The following is a 15,215-nucleotide window of genomic DNA, read 5'->3' as shown; positions in this document are numbered from 1 at the left end:
GATCAAACTCTCCATAAAGTGTTTGCTTGCTCTAAAACTTGACTAGCTTGTCTTACTTGACATACTGATTGTTTTGTTCAGTTTTCAAAGATCAACTATTTAACTGTCATATGCGACAGTAATTAAATATTAACATCGTTGACGATTTATGTCAATTCCAATTACTGGCTATCAAATTTCGTCTTTGCTAGCTTGCAATGACGTGACAGTAATATACATATTACACTGATAAATGTTATAAGTCAACAGAATACCTAATACTCATCACTGGTAGTTTATACCACATACTCAATAGTAAGTTATACTTCTTTTTACTAACTTGTTAATCTTCTAAATAAAGAGAAAAGATCCTTTCAGTTAACTGAAAGGATCTTCCTTTTTAATTAGCTACAATATTTACTAGCTTACCAGGAACAGCAATTACCTTACGAATGGTCTTACCTTCTAATCTTTCTTTTATATCATCATTTTCAAGTGCTTGCTTTTCCAAGTCTTCTTTGGTTGCATTTTTATCTACCATCATTTTAGCCCTTACTTTTCCCATGACCTGAATCACAATTTCCACTTCATTTTCTACTAGCTTAGCTTCATCATAAGCCGGCCATGCTTGATAAGCAATTGATTCATCAAAGCCTAGTTTTTCCCATAATTCTTCGGCAAGGTGCGGAGCAACAGGGGAGAGTACTTTTATAAACCCTTCTACATAATCCTTGGACATCTCTTCTACTTTATATGCCTCATTAATAAACACCATCATTTGTGAAATTCCAGTATTAAAACGAAGATCCTCAAAGTTCTCGGTAACCTTTTTGATTGTCTCGTGATATACCTTTTCTAACTCATCATTAGTTACACTATCAACAACTTTGGAAGTTAACGTACCTTCATCGTTAACAAATAAACGCCAAACTCTATCTAAGAATCTACGCGCACCATCGAGACCATTTGTAGACCATGCAATTGAAGCATCTAATGGACCCATGAACATTTCATAAAGTCTTAAAGTATCCGCTCCGTGACTTTCTACAATTTCATCTGGATTAACGACGTTGCCTTTAGATTTACTCATCTTTTCATTATTTTCTCCAAGTATCATACCCTGGTTAAACAATTTTTGGAACGGTTCTTTCGTAGGTACAACCCCTATATCATATAGGAATTTATGCCAAAAACGAGCATATAGTAGATGTAGCACCGCGTGCTCAGCACCACCGATATAAACATCAACTGGTAACCATTTTTTCAAATGATCATAATCAGCTAGTTTCTCTGTATTATCAGGATCAATAAAACGTAAGAAATACCAACAGCTTCCTGCCCATTGTGGCATTGTATTCGTTTCTCTGCGTCCTTTTTTACCCGTGACAGGATCAATAACGTTAACCCAGTCTTCAATATTTGCTAACGGAGACTCTCCAGTGCCTGATGGTTTAATCTCGGTAGTTTTCGGTAGTACAAGCGGAAGCTCACTTTCATTTACACCCGAAGTTGTACCATCCTCCCAATGAATAACAGGAATTGGTTCTCCCCAATATCGTTGACGACTGAATAACCAATCTCTTAAGCGATACGTTACTTTCTTCTCTCCACTGCCATTTTCAACTAGCCATTCTATTGCTTTTTCAATTGCTTCCTCTTTATTCAGTCCATCCAAAAAACCAGAGTTTATGTGTTTCCCGTCTTCTGTATAGGCTTCTTTTTCAACGTCTCCACCTTCTACAACAGGGATAATGTCAAGTTCAAATTTCTTCGCAAATTCATAGTCACGCTCATCATGAGCTGGAACAGCCATTATAGCACCTGATCCATAACTCATTAATACATAATCAGCAACCCAGATTGGTAGCTTCTGGTTGTTTATCGGATTAACAGCGTATGCTCCAGTAAATACACCTGTTTTATCCTTTGCTAAATCTGTACGCTCTAGGTCACTTTTTGTATTTACTTCATCTATATATTTTGATACTACTTCTTTTTGACTAGAAGTAACGATTTTATTTACTAATGGGTGTTCGGGAGCCAAAACGGCATAGGTTGCTCCAAATAGTGTATCTGGTCTTGTAGTGAACACTGTAAACGTATCTTCATATCCTTCAATTCCAAAGTTTACTTCTGCACCTTCAGATCGACCAATCCAATTGCGCTGCATATCTTTAATACTTTCAGGCCAATCAAGTTCCTCAAGATCTTCTAGTAAGCGATCTGCGTATGCTGTAATCTTTAACATCCACTGTTTCATAGGCTTTCTAATTACCGGGTGCCCACCACGCTCACTTTTTCCGTCAATTACTTCTTCATTTGCCAATACAGTTCCTAATGCAGGACACCAGTTTACAGCTACTTCGTCAACATAAGCCAACCCTTTTTCATATAGTTTTAAAAAGATCCACTGTGTCCACTTATAATAGTTTGGATCAGTTGTATTAATTTCACGATCCCAATCATAAGAAAAACCAAGTTCTTGAATTTGACGCTTGAACGTCTCAATATTATGCTTAGTGAATTCTGCAGGATCATTCCCTGTATCTAACGCATATTGTTCAGCAGGAAGACCGAATGCATCCCATCCCATCGGATGTAACACTTCGTACCCTTGCATACGCTTCATTCTAGACAGAATATCTGTAGCCGTATATCCTTCAGGGTGTCCTACGTGTAATCCAGCACCAGATGGATATGGGAACATATCTAAAACATAAAACTTTTCCTTATTTGTTTCTGTATTTGCTTTAAACGTCTTATTTTCTAACCAATACTTCCGCCACTTCGCTTCAATATTATTGTGATTAAATGACATCTATTACGCCTCCTTATAGTGAATAATAACAGAACATTAGTTCTAATTGTATGAAAAATAGCCCTAATCCCAAAATGGGACGAGAGCTATTCCCGCGGTACCACCCAACATTAGCGCAAAATAATTTGCACCCGCTTGATTCCTTAACGCGGAATACGGCAGAAGCTACTTAACAAGTTCACATCTGCAACATCAAAGGCGAGTTCATAAAGTTTAGGAACAGCTTCCACCTACCGCTGTCTCTCTTGAACCTAAATCTTTATTACTATTCCTTCTCATAGTCGATCGATAGTTATTGTATTCGTATTGTAAATAAAGAGCCTCTCTTTGTCAAGGCTTGCCACGTCGCGCACAATATCACCATTACAGGCTGATTTATTTCTTATACTTCAAACTTCGTAATTGAAGCATTTAATTCATCTGTTAGTTTACGTAATTCAGTTACCTTTTGTGACATTGTGTTTACAGCCTTCAATTGACCGTCTACTGAAGCTGAAATCTCTTCATTACCAGCTGCTGACTCTTCTACTACAGCACTGATACTTTCTACATTTTCTAATACATTTGATCCTAGTTGCTTAGAACTTTCCATCCCATTAAGTAATCGTTCTAACTCACTACTTATAGCAGACACCTTTTCGTCAATATTCTCGAATGATTCAGTGGTCGTAGTCATTGACTTTTGTTCCTCTTCCACAATTGTAACACCACGTTCTACTGCAGTTGTCACCTCATTAATACCATTTTGTATGGAAGACACCATCTCGAATATTTGGCTAGTAGCATCTGACGTTTCTTCTGCAAGTTTCCTTACTTCATCTGCCACTACTGCGAATCCTTTGCCTGCCTCTCCCGCTCGTGCTGCTTCTATCGCTGCATTAAGTGCTAAAAGGTTAGTCTGGTTAGCAATATTTGCAACGGAATTGGCCATAACTTCAATCTTATTTGTATATTCAATAAACGTTTTCGTGGATTTATCGATTAGCTTAGTTGTTTCTGTATTCTCTTGAATTAATAAACGCTGTTTCTCAATAGCTTGTTGCCCTAATTTAACTGCGTCAATCGCCTCACTTCCATAGGAAACAGATTGCTTAGTCGCTTGTACGTTCCCACCAATTTCTTTATCCATTTGCTCGATTAATACTACTGCATCTTGCAAATCTTCTGAGATAGTTTGGGAGCCTGCTGCTAATTCATCCGTTGAAACAGCTACCTGTTGGTTTATTTCTGTTAATTGCTTATTCTCATCTTCAATTGTTACAGCAAAGTTTTCTACTTCTTTACTTACACTACCAATCGATAGTAATAATCCTCGTAACTGACTAACCATCTCGGTAAATGAATTATTTAAAGAACCTAATTCATCATTCTTGTTATAGGCAATTTTGTTTACTAGTAAATTACCTGCTGCTACTTCTTCTGCTTGTGTTGCCAATTGCTTTAATGATTTTGTGATCGGGCTTGTTATTCGGTTTGAAACAACTAACGCCAGAACAATAAGAATCAACACACCTATTACGGAAGAGATAATTATATTATGAACACGCTGCTTGAGGTTATCTTGAACCACTTCATACTGATTGTTCTCGATCATGTTAAGCATGAATACGTCATTGATAAATCCGTTAATACGAACAGATTGTCTTTTTGCTTCTGCTAAGTCTCTTGTATCTAACGCTTTTGCAGTTGCTTCTTTCCAGTCCTCATACTTAGTCGTTATGTTATTTAAGTAGTGCTTGCTTTCTTTATAGGATACTTCTTTTTGTACCTGACTTAATAACTGATCTGCTTGTTTGATTGAGTTTGTTGTTTCATTTTTTAATGAGTCAGCACCTGATAAGGAATAATTACTTAAACTTTGCTGAGCTGAATGTAATTCTGATTGAAACTTTTCGATATTAAGTAGTAAACTAACTTGATCCTGGCTAGAGGATTGAATACTTAACATATTAAAAATAATAAATGCAATAATAGCACTAGCCAATACTACGATACTTATCGTATTCGCTAATAATTTTTTCTTAATTGACATAGTATCCCCCTATTCCTTCGTCACTAACATTTCTTTAGCTTTTTCTAGCTGTTCATGGATCGTTGGTGGATACTGGTGAACGCGCAAAGGTGCAAGTCCAACACCTTTATTGTCTATTCCAAAATCCATATTTCCTGATTGAATCTTTCCATTATTAACTAATTGTTCTGCAATGTTAAATATAGCAACATCTATATTTTTCATAACAGAAGTGATAACTGCTTTTTCAGCATAAAAATATTGATCTGTATCAACACCAATTGCATAAACTCCGTTGTGCTGTGCTTCCTTTAAAACACCAACACCCGTAAACCCTGCTGCAGCAAATAAAACATCTGCACCATCATTTATCATTGACTTTGCTATTTCTCCACCAAGTTTATCATCGCCATAGTTATTAGCATATTGCGATAAAATTTTAATATCCGGGTTTACTGATTTTGCACCATCTATATAACCATTGGCGAAATCGTTTATTATCGGGACATCTTCCCCACCAATAAATCCGAGTGTATTCGATTTAGTTGTCAATGCGGCAACTACGCCTGCTAGATAGCTTCCTTGACCAGCCTTAAAGTTTACAGAAGTTACATTTTCCAAGCTAGATGTCGAATCGATCAAGACAAATTGTTGATCCGGATACTCTTTCGCTACTTTTTCAAGATCAGTCTGAACCATATATCCTAAACCGATAATTACGTCATTATCCTGTTCGATTAATTCCTTCAACCCTTGCTCATATGTTTCTGAATCCCCCAACTCTCGATAATCAAAAACAATACCTAAATCGTCTCGAGCATGGATTAGTCCTTCAAAAGCAAGGTCACTAAAGGATTGGTCACCTAAACCAACGTCTGATAGCATGATTCCAATCTTCACCTTATCGTCGATGACACTTTTTGACTCTGCTTGTGAACAACCACTTAAGGCTACTGCAAACAAAATAAATAGAACAATCTTCTTGATGCTCATATAATAACTCTCCCTTGTAAGATAGTACTTAAACTACCTATCGGCATAATGATTGTTATTTTTAACGTTATTAAATAAGTCGAAATAGTCAGAAATTTGCCGAATATTAAAAATCCCCACCAGTGATGGTGAGGATTAACTAAATTTATTCTACATCATTTATTTGTATATGATCTAGAATCATATCATTCATGTAGTTACTTACAGCCATGTGCGTACGATGAAGTTGGTCGCGTTGTTCATGACTGGCACTGTTTTTCATTTGTTGAATTTCTGCCTCTATATCCCCAAGCTTTCGTTGTACTTCTGAGTAGGCACTATCGACTTCATTCCCATTTCTATTTGTAATCGATAATTGCTGTTCGGCCTCAGTAATGCACTGATTTGCTCTTTGAATTAGATTATCAACTGATTCTCTAGTAGCCATTTGTGATCACCTCATTTATAAGATGTTCTAATATGTTTCACTTAATTCATGGAAGATGTTAGACCGCTCATTGTCTTTCTATCACAACCTTATCATGCTACAATTAATTCATAATTTTAAATACAAGGAGTCTTCTCATGAATAATCCATTCCCTTATTCCTTTGATCAAAAAAGATATCATTCTTGGAATTATCATTTAAAAAACACATTTGGACATAAAGTTTTTAAAGTTGCCTTAGATGGTGGATTTGATTGCCCTAATAGGGATGGTACAGTTGCACATGGTGGTTGTACCTTCTGTTCTGCGTCTGGTAGTGGCGATTTTGCTGGTGATCGGGTAGACGATTTAGTAACACAATTTAAACAGATCAAGCAAAAGATGCACCAAAAGTGGAAAGACGGGAAATATATGGCCTATTTCCAAGCTTACACTAATACACATGCACCAGTAGAAGAATTAAGAGATAAATTTGAATCTGTTTTAAATCAGGAAGGTGTCGTAGGAATTTCAATTGCAACACGACCTGACTGCTTACCAGATGATGTAGTGGATTATTTAGCTGAGCTCAATCAGAGAACATATCTATGGGTTGAGCTAGGTTTACAGACTGTCCACCAACAAACTTCTGACTTAATTAACCGCGCACATGACTTGAACTGTTACTTAGAAGGTGTTCAAAAACTAAGAAAACATGGTATTAGAATCTGTTCCCATATTATTAACGGACTACCTGGAGAAGATTACAATATGATGATGGATACAGCTAAAGCTGTATCCAAAATGGATGTACAAGGAATTAAGATCCATTTACTCCACTTATTAAAAGGGACAGCAATGGTTAAACAATACGAAAAAGGATTAGTTCAATTTCTTTCAAAAGATGAGTATATAAACCTTGTCGTCGATCAATTAGAACTACTACCAAAGGAAGTGATCATTCACCGAATTACAGGTGATGGTCCTCCAGACTTATTAATAGGCCCTATGTGGAGTTTAAATAAATGGGACGTTCTAAATGCAATCGACCAAGAACTTGAAAAACGGAATAGCTGGCAGGGCAAATATTATAACGTAAAGGAACAGATACGATGTTAAAGCGAGTCATTTCCTACGCACATGAACTAATGGAAACGACAGTTAATCCTGGAGAAACAGTAGTAGATGGAACATGTGGAAATGGAAAAGATACTTTATTCTTAGGTAAATTAGTTGGTCAAACTGGACATGTAGTAGGCTTTGATATACAAGCTGACGCAATTGCAAATACAAAAGCTCTCCTCGAGCAAGAAGAAGTAAAGAATGCTCATGTTATCCATGATGGGCATGAGCATGTAGAGCATTACTTTAAGAAATATAAAGTGGAATCAATTGGTGGGGCCATTTTCAATCTCGGCTACCTTCCTGGAAGTGATAAGTCAGTTATTACTACTCCTACCACAACTATTCAAGCAATTGATACATTAGTTGCCTATTTAAAAAAAGGCGGGCTAATTGTACTGGTAGTCTATCATGGACATCCAGGCGGAGACACCGAGAGAGATGCACTATTTAATCACTTAAGTAAATTAGAACAACGCCAATTTAATGTTTTACAATACGGATTTATTAACCAGAAAAACAGTCCACCATTTATTTTAGCTATCGAAAAAAAGTAGCATTACTTATTGAAAAGGAGTTCTCCATTATTAGAGGACTCCTTTTCTTTTAAGCTTATTATAAACACGAACATTTAAATGAAAAAATTTAGATTTAGGGCCGCTCCCTTGAATTAATGTCCTTGTTACTTCTTTCCCACTGTTTAATGACTTCACCTTAGGGTCTGCTAAATAAAGTCCAACTAAACCGTGGTGAACCATTTCATGGAAATGTTTGTGTGGAAGTAATTGAATACTTCGATTTGTTTCCTTAATAAAGTATAATAGCCTGTTCTTCAAATGAGAAATATCCTCATAATAATTACAAAAGTTCAAATCTCCTTCTAGTAAATCTTCTTCTTGATCGATGTAGTAGTCCAATAAGATATGTAATCCTTGCATATAAGGAAAATAACTATTATAGATACTTTTTGCCAAAGATTCAGTCATCGTGAGCCCCATAGCATATGAAACCAAGCAAAAGATACCTAGTGTAGAACCACTTGATGCAGAAAATTCATACCAACTTAATGTTGGCCACCTCTCTTGAAATTCACTAAACCATTTCTCAAGCCTAGGAATTCTTTCCTCTTTTTTTACATGTTTATGTACTTGTAAATCCCCATATAAGGATTCTAATTGTAGGAGATACGGTTTTATATGGTGATAACCCGGTAAATCACGAATACAATTTTGACACGTTCTCACCAAGTCAGCCAAGTAACCTCCGTCATTTTGTTCATCACGGTACTTATAGTATGGCTGAATGTCTTTTCCCGGTGTTAATGCATCCTCCATAGACTGGTGTAACATTCTAAAGTCTGTAGGATCAAGCGACGTGCTACGATCACATAAATTGTCTAAATAGTCACTTATAGTTTGATATGCAACGATAAAGGTTATTGCCTTCTGCCAACTATCACCAGCCAAAATGCTATAGACGCCTCCACCTTGACAGTGAAACTTTTTGGCTTCTATGCTGGCCAAAGCTTGTTTTCTAAACTCTTCATTAGGAATTGACTCAGCTCGTCCTTTCCAATAACTCAATTCTCTTTTCACTTGCGGAAATATTTTTCGATAAACAGAGCTCATCAAAAATGGCGCTGTCTTTGGTATCGTATAGCCCAATCTGTTCCCCTCATTTCTGTTCGTGCTGTTAACTCTAACATAATTAGTATATGGTATTATTTACTATATCACCATATTTTGAAAGGAGTTTCAAATGATATACGAATATAAAGGTAAAAAACCAATTATTGACCCTAATGCCTATATTGCTGATGATGTAGTGATTACTGGCGATGTTACGATTGAAGAAGATGCAAGTATATGGTTTAAAACAGTGATTAGAGGGGACGTAGCTCCTGTAGTCATCGGTAAAAGAAGTAACGTCCAAGATTTATCTTTATTACATCAAAGCCCTAATATGCCATTAATCATTGAAGACGATGTAACTATTGGTCATCAAGTTACGCTCCATTCCGCGATTATTAGAAAAAAAGCTTTAGTTGGTATGGGCTCGATTGTTCTCGATGGAGCTGAAATTGGAGAACAGGCCTTTTTAGGTGCTGGCAGTCTTGTACCGCCCGGAAAGAAAATTCCACCAAGAACGCTCGCATTTGGCAGACCAGCTAAAGTTGTTCGAGAATTAACCGATAAAGATATTGAAGAGATGGAAAGAATAAAGCAATCCTATATCGAAAAAGGACAGTATTACAAAACAATAAAACCAGAAAATTAAATATTATAAAGCACTTTTCATGATACAGTTACTTTTGACACAATTTCCATAGACTCTGCAGTACGAAATTAGTTGCCGCTGCGGAAATTCACTACACTCAGAGCATATAATTTCAGTATTATTAATGCGTAATTAAATCCATTTTTCTGCGATAGGTAATCATAGCAAAAAGTAACAATATAATAGTTGATACTTGCTTTGGAATTAGGAATCATATGATAATTAGTAATTACTGTTCTTAGAGTAAGAAATCTATCATAAGTGTAGGCAGAATACGGAGACTCCACTGGGAACAGCACGAGTCCGAAGATCCCGGAAGAGCGTTCTTTGCTCTGAGGAAGCTGAGGCCGTGCCCACGGAAAGCGGAGTATTCTGCCGAAACGAGTTCAAACACACATCCAAAGGTTACTAGTGATTTTATCTCAAATACACAATTAAAAGTTTTCCAATGATCTACATTGAAGGAATATTTCACACCTTATGATTTATCGTTCAATGCGTTATTCTAGGAGTAGGAGGTGCCACCATGTTGTTTTATATATTTGGCCTTTGTCTAACAATGGCTATCATATTGCTTGTCTTTCAATCAAAGGCACCTAAACACATATATCGATACGTCATGCTTATATATGCATTTCTATTTGGACTATCAAGTGTGGTGGTTGCGCTGTTCCTAATGAATACGCACAAAAATGAAATTTATAATTGGTTCAAGTCCCACAGTACTGAGAGCTACGCTTTGGCAGAAGAACTCCCTTCTCCAGCCTTGGAACCAGTATTTCCACTCGTTGAACAAATCCAAATGCGAGAATCTGTCCGATTAGATGCACCACTAATCGGACAATACCCTGAATTACCTCGTGGTTGTGAAGTAACTAGCTTAGCTATGCTGTTACAATATTATAATATTGACGTTGATAAGATGGAATTGGCTAAAGAAGTTACAAAAGATCCAACAAAGTACAAGCGGACTGAGGATGGTATATATTTCGGAAATCCATCGAGGGGATTTGTCGGTGATATGTATTCCTTCACAAAACCTGGTTTAGGAGTGTACCATAAGCCAATTGCTGAACTGGCTAAACAGTATGTAGGTGACGATGTTTTAGATTTTAGCGGAGAATCCTTTTATCAAATCCTTATGCACCTAAACCAAGATCGTCCAGTCTGGGTTATTACTAATACAACGTATAAAAAATTGCCAGAGGAACAGTTCTCCACTTGGCAAACGGCGGATGGTCCGATTAAAGTTACAAAGAAGGAGCATTCCGTTTTAGTTACGGGCTTCGATAAAGACTACATTTATTTTAATGATCCTATCAAAAAAGACATAAGAAAAGCACCCATAAAGGACTTCCAAGAAGCATGGGTGCAAATGGGACAGCAAGCTATTACGGTTGTTAAACCGTAAGCTTGCTTTTTGTTTTATCTTCTTCCCTTAACTCTTCAAACGAAAATTTTCTCTCCACAAAAATTTGATGCCACAGCATGAACATCAACACTGTCCATATTTTTCTACTATAGTCACCTTTACCTTGGCGGTGCGCTTCTAACAAGTTTGCCACGTAATCCTTATGAAGGAGATGGTCTGTTTCACTTTCTCTTATTAAGGTTGTTGCCCAGTCATAAAGCTCTTCTTTCAACCAATGGCGCATTGGTACTGGGAAACCTAATTTTTTACGATCTAATACGTGATCTGGAACAATACCTCTAGCAGCTTCTCTTAATATCGCTTTCGTTGTTCCATTTGCTATTTTTAAATCCACTGGAATCTCATTAGCAACACGGAATACTTCTTTATCCAAGAATGGTACACGTAATTCCAATGAATGTGCCATTGTCATTCTATCTGCCTTCAGTAAAATATCACCACGCATCCACGTATGAATATCAATATACTGCATTTGATTCACAGGATGATCGTGCTTTACATTATTGTATAAAGGCTCTGTAATTTGTTGATAAGTCAAATTCGGATGATACGCTTTTAATAATTCACGTTTTTCAACATCCTCAAACATTTTTGCGTTACCAATATAACGATCCTTTAACGGAGTTGTTCCACGTTCTAAAAAGCTCTTTCCTCTAACACCTTCCGGTAGGACAGCAGCAACGCGTGATAGCAGTCCTTTCGCTGGTGTTGGAATAGATTGGAACATTTTTAACGATTCTGGTTCGCGATAGATGTTATAGCCACCAAAGAGCTCATCTGAACCTTCACCTGACAGTACAACCGTTACATGTTTATTCGCTTCTCTTGCTACAAAGTATAACGGAACACAAGCTGGGTCTGCTAAAGGGTCATCCATATGCCACATGATTTTAGGCAGTTTTTCTACATATTCTTGTGGTGTAATCATATAGGAGATATTTTCTACACCTAGCTTATCTGCTGTTTCTTTCGCTACATCAACCTCAGAGTATCCATCTCGCTCAAATCCTACAGAAAAAGTTTTTAAATTGGGATTGAATTCTTTCGCAATTGCAACGATCAACGATGAATCAATGCCTCCAGATAGGAAAGAACCTACTGGAACATCACTACGCATATGAACATTAACTGAATCATACATAACATCTTGAATTCGTTTAATCCAAGCTTGTTTATCCATTAATACCGGGTTAAATGTTGCATGCCAATAACGAGTAAATTCAATTGCTTCCCCTGGCTTTTTAACGAAGTAATGACCAGGTTCCACTTTATAAATTCCTTCTGTCATAGTTAACGGCTCTGGTGCAAATTGAAAGCTTAAATATTGTTGTAGTGCTTTAGTATTAACTTGTTCTGTCTCATCAAAAGTTAAACTTTTCTTTTCTGAGCCAAAATACGTTCCTTGTTCTGTTTCTCTATAGAATAATGGTTTAATACCAAATGGATCTCGCAATCCATATAGTACTTCCTCGTTTTTATCCCAAATTAGGATAGCGAACATTCCTCTAAGCTCTTTAAATGCATCTGTGCCATATTCAGTAAACATAGCAATAATTACTTCTGTGTCAGACTCTGTAGTGAATGTATAGCCTTTTTTTATTAATTGATCTCTTAATTCCACATAGTTATAGACTTCCCCATTGAAGACCATCCAATAACGTTCGTCATTATAAGTAAAAGGCTGATGACCACTTTCTATATCAATAATACTTAAACGTCTAAAGCCAAACGAAATATATAAATCATGAAAAAAACCTTCATCATCTGGCCCTCTATGTTGAATCAAATTATTCCTACTTTGGAATAAACCTTGTTTCTTTTGATCAGGAGTTTCCGGATGATTTCTAATCATTCCAATAAAACCACACATGGCTCTTGCCTCTCTTTCTTTATCACATGATAATGAGTATATCATAAATTAAATCGAAGCTAAATAAGTAATAAATCCTTTATTGTTTTATCATTCTTTGCTATTTAGACGTCCGATTAAATACTTTTGTTTCACCTTTTAAACCAGATGTTTGTAAAGGAAAAGAACCAAGCAAAATATAGCTTGATTCTTCTTTCTCACTTCTCTATTTATTACTTATTAAGATAATTTTTTAGGCTTTCCACTTTGTCTGTTTGCTCCCAAGGAAACGTAACGTCTGTTCTGCCGAAATGCCCATAGGCAGCTGTATCTTTATAAATTGGACGTCTTAAATCAAGCATTTTAATTATGCCAGCAGGTCTTAAGTCAAACAGCGCCCGGATAGCTTGTACTAATTCTGCTTCAGAAACTTTTCCTGTTCCAAAGTTATTTATGGAGATAGATACAGGTTCAGCTACACCGATTGCATAGGCCAATTGAACCTCACATGAATCAGCTAATCCTGCTGCAACAATGTTCTTTGCTACATAACGAGCGGCATATGCAGCAGAACGGTCTACTTTCGTTGCATCCTTTCCACTAAATGCTCCCCCACCATGTCTTGCATATCCACCATAAGTGTCTACAATGATTTTTCTACCAGTTAAACCAGCATCACCTTGTGGACCTCCAATTACGAATCGTCCAGTTGGATTGATAAAGTATTTAGTCTCTTGATCTAACAAATCTTCAGGAACAATGGGCTTGATCACATGTTCTTTTAGATCCTCCTGAATTTGTTTTAATTCTACTTCTGGGTGGTGCTGCGTAGAAATTACAATCGTATCAATTCGTACTGGTTTATCATTTTCATCATATTCTACCGTTACCTGAGTTTTGCCATCAGGACGTAAATAGTCTAACGTACTGTCTTTCCGCACATCGGCAAGTCGCTTAGACAATTTGTGAGCTAAAGAAATTGGCAATGGCATTAATTCTGGTGTTTCATTATTTGCATAGCCAAACATTAGCCCTTGGTCACCGGCACCAATTGCTTCTATCTCATCGTCAGTCATTGTTCCTTCTCTTGCTTCTAAAGCTTGGTTAACACCTCCAGCAATATCTGGCGACTGTTCATCAATTGCGGTTAATACGGCGCAAGTTTCAGCATCGAAACCATACTTCGCCCGTGTGTACCCAATACCTTTGATCGTTTTACGAACGATACTTGGAATATCAACATAAGTGGACGTCGTGATTTCCCCTGCCACTAATACAAGACCTGTTGTAACTGTTGTTTCACACGCCACACGTGCATTAGGATCTTTTTTTAATATTTCATCTAATATGGCATCAGAGATCTGATCACTGATTTTATCCGGATGTCCTTCTGTTACAGATTCTGATGTAAATAATCGACGATTTGCAGTCATCTGCTAAATCCTCCTTCATATTTCTATAATACGGAACTGCTCTTTTCCCAGTATGTTAGTTTATTAAGAAATTTTCTTAGAAGTTTAAAATTCTTTTTCAACTTACTGATTACTATGTATTCAGTGTTTACTATTGATGTTTCAATTATGAGTCATGACGTTATGATGCGAATTTTAATTGCTAATTACCTGTCACATCTTTTTTTACTTTTATATGTAAAGTTATCCAACAAACGTTGGATTTCCAATTAAGGTTATTTTTATGTTAAAATTGGCCCTTTACTCTGGTTTTAGAGTTTCCGCTCGAAGTTTATCGTATCGAAACGTGTGAATAATGTCAATTAAACGAAAACTATCTAGGAATTTGACAGCTACCATTTTCACACTTATCTTTAAACAGGCGATAGCGATTTCTAGCTATCCACCGATAAATTGGCACCCCTATTATCTCCGCTTTAGGTACATAACTCAGTGCCCCAATAATTGTAGTCAATGGACACCTTAATAAAATAAACCTTACTGCATAAAATCCCTTTAGGTCTTCTTTATTTTCCCTTTTTATATGGATTTCGCCTTCCATCATTTTCTTTTCCTGTTCCGTAACAGTGTGATCTTTACTATATTTCTGTAATGATTCCCATTTAAGACGATTCAGCCAATCTAGAGCCGTAATTATTCGTTTAGTTTGCTGACATAGATAACAATATTGGTCATATAAGATAACGGGTTTCCCCATTACATTCACCACCTCTGAAATGATCTTTACGTAAACTTTGTTACTTTTTATTAGATAGTAGAGATAAAATGCGACATAGTGTAAATATTTAGCTGGAAAGGATGAGTGCAACGTTGATTTCCGCTCCGGGCAGTTGCTTTCCGTGGGCAACGCCTCAGCC

At 36.7% G+C, this 15,215-nt stretch carries 12 protein-coding genes and 1 other annotated feature; of the genes, 4 read left to right on the top strand and 8 right to left on the bottom strand.

Annotation, left to right across the window (positions count from 1 at the left end):
• Window positions 1-379: 379 nt before the first annotated feature.
• The 4 genes from leuS to H7K77_RS01065 all read right to left on the bottom strand — a co-directional run bounded on the left by leuS (window position 380) and on the right by H7K77_RS01065 (window position 6,228).
• On the bottom strand, window positions 380-2,797 hold the full coding sequence (gene leuS / locus H7K77_RS01080) for a leucine--tRNA ligase (RefSeq protein ID WP_186575866.1): 2,418 nt from the start codon (window positions 2,795-2,797) through the stop codon (window positions 380-382).
• Window positions 2,798-2,869: 72 nt separating this feature from the next.
• Window positions 2,870-3,085: a binding site (T-box leader), on the bottom strand.
• 94 nt (window positions 3,086-3,179) lie between these two features.
• Window positions 3,180-4,829, bottom strand: a complete 1,650-nt coding sequence (locus H7K77_RS01075; RefSeq protein WP_186575865.1) for a methyl-accepting chemotaxis protein — start codon at window positions 4,827-4,829, stop codon at window positions 3,180-3,182.
• A gap of 9 nt (window positions 4,830-4,838) precedes the next feature.
• Window positions 4,839-5,795 (bottom strand): BMP family ABC transporter substrate-binding protein, encoded by a 957-nt coding sequence (locus tag H7K77_RS01070; protein ID WP_186575869.1) that lies wholly within the window; start codon window positions 5,793-5,795, stop codon window positions 4,839-4,841.
• Window positions 5,796-5,946: 151 nt separating this feature from the next.
• Window positions 5,947-6,228 carry a DUF2524 family protein gene (locus H7K77_RS01065; RefSeq protein ID WP_186575864.1) on the bottom strand — a complete coding sequence of 94 codons (282 nt, stop codon included), beginning with the start codon at window positions 6,226-6,228 and terminating at the stop codon, window positions 5,947-5,949.
• 137 nt (window positions 6,229-6,365) lie between these two features.
• Between H7K77_RS01065 and H7K77_RS01060 the strand changes: the two genes are divergently transcribed.
• Both H7K77_RS01060 and H7K77_RS01055 read left to right on the top strand, forming a co-directional pair.
• Window positions 6,366-7,325: a TIGR01212 family radical SAM protein gene (locus H7K77_RS01060; RefSeq protein WP_186575863.1), complete on the top strand. Its 960-nt coding sequence runs from the start codon at window positions 6,366-6,368 to the stop codon at window positions 7,323-7,325.
• Window positions 7,319-7,885, top strand: coding sequence for a tRNA (mnm(5)s(2)U34)-methyltransferase (locus H7K77_RS01055; protein ID WP_186575862.1), 567 nt, complete (start codon window positions 7,319-7,321; stop codon window positions 7,883-7,885). The genes H7K77_RS01060 and H7K77_RS01055 overlap by 7 nt, the downstream gene beginning before the upstream one ends.
• Window positions 7,886-7,915: 30 nt before the next feature.
• Here H7K77_RS01055 and H7K77_RS01050 read toward each other — a convergent pair whose 3' ends face one another.
• Window positions 7,916-8,956, bottom strand: coding sequence for a tetraprenyl-beta-curcumene synthase family protein (locus tag H7K77_RS01050; RefSeq protein WP_186575868.1), 1,041 nt, complete (start codon window positions 8,954-8,956; stop codon window positions 7,916-7,918).
• A 130-nt stretch (window positions 8,957-9,086) separates the two neighbouring features.
• Between H7K77_RS01050 and H7K77_RS01045 the strand changes: the two genes are divergently transcribed.
• Together H7K77_RS01045 and H7K77_RS01040 are read left to right on the top strand one after the other, a co-directional pair.
• Window positions 9,087-9,605 (top strand): gamma carbonic anhydrase, encoded by a 519-nt coding sequence (locus H7K77_RS01045; protein WP_186575861.1) that lies wholly within the window; start codon window positions 9,087-9,089, stop codon window positions 9,603-9,605.
• Window positions 9,606-10,131: 526 nt separating this feature from the next.
• Complete coding sequence (locus H7K77_RS01040; protein WP_235988792.1) at window positions 10,132-11,016, top strand: C39 family peptidase; 885 nt, start codon at window positions 10,132-10,134, stop codon at window positions 11,014-11,016.
• Here the strand turns inward: H7K77_RS01040 and asnB are convergent.
• The 3 genes from asnB to H7K77_RS01025 all read right to left on the bottom strand — a co-directional run.
• The gene (gene asnB / locus H7K77_RS01035; RefSeq protein WP_186575860.1) at window positions 11,006-12,907 is read right to left on the bottom strand and encodes an asparagine synthase (glutamine-hydrolyzing); all 1,902 of its coding nucleotides are present in this window, start codon (window positions 12,905-12,907) and stop codon (window positions 11,006-11,008) included. The two genes, H7K77_RS01040 and asnB, sit on opposite strands and share 11 nt — an antisense overlap.
• A gap of 212 nt (window positions 12,908-13,119) precedes the next feature.
• Window positions 13,120-14,319: a methionine adenosyltransferase gene (metK, locus tag H7K77_RS01030; RefSeq protein WP_186575859.1), complete on the bottom strand. Its 1,200-nt coding sequence runs from the start codon at window positions 14,317-14,319 to the stop codon at window positions 13,120-13,122.
• A gap of 352 nt (window positions 14,320-14,671) precedes the next feature.
• Window positions 14,672-15,215 (bottom strand): thiol-disulfide oxidoreductase DCC family protein (locus tag H7K77_RS01025; protein WP_222599153.1); only part of this gene is annotated, 544 nt, incomplete at its 5' end.

The sequence above is a fragment of the Aquibacillus kalidii genome (assembly GCF_014280935.1).
Taxonomy (GTDB): Bacteria; Bacillota; Bacilli; order Bacillales; family Amphibacillaceae; genus Aquibacillus_D; species Aquibacillus_D kalidii.
The sequence above is the reverse complement of the archived record's forward strand: the minus strand, read 5'-3'. Positions and strand labels throughout refer to the sequence as shown.

Bases quoted from the DNA above. Each gene is read 5' to 3' on its own strand.
- leuS (WP_186575866.1), bottom strand. From the start codon at position 2,797: ATGTCATTTAATCACAATAATATTGAAGCGAAGTGGCGGAAGTATTGG.
- H7K77_RS01075 (WP_186575865.1), bottom strand. From the start codon at position 4,829: ATGTCAATTAAGAAAAAATTATTAGCGAATACGATAAGTATCGTAGTA.
- H7K77_RS01065 (WP_186575864.1), bottom strand. From the start codon at position 6,228: ATGGCTACTAGAGAATCAGTTGATAATCTAATTCAAAGAGCAAATCAG.
- H7K77_RS01060 (WP_186575863.1), top strand. From the start codon at position 6,366: ATGAATAATCCATTCCCTTATTCCTTTGATCAAAAAAGATATCATTCT.
- H7K77_RS01055 (WP_186575862.1), top strand. From the start codon at position 7,319: ATGTTAAAGCGAGTCATTTCCTACGCACATGAACTAATGGAAACGACA.
- H7K77_RS01050 (WP_186575868.1), bottom strand. From the start codon at position 8,956: ATGAGCTCTGTTTATCGAAAAATATTTCCGCAAGTGAAAAGAGAATTG.
- H7K77_RS01045 (WP_186575861.1), top strand. From the start codon at position 9,087: ATGATATACGAATATAAAGGTAAAAAACCAATTATTGACCCTAATGCC.
- H7K77_RS01040 (WP_235988792.1), top strand. From the start codon at position 10,132: ATGTTGTTTTATATATTTGGCCTTTGTCTAACAATGGCTATCATATTG.
- asnB (WP_186575860.1), bottom strand. From the start codon at position 12,907: ATGTGTGGTTTTATTGGAATGATTAGAAATCATCCGGAAACTCCTGAT.
- metK (WP_186575859.1), bottom strand. From the start codon at position 14,319: ATGACTGCAAATCGTCGATTATTTACATCAGAATCTGTAACAGAAGGA.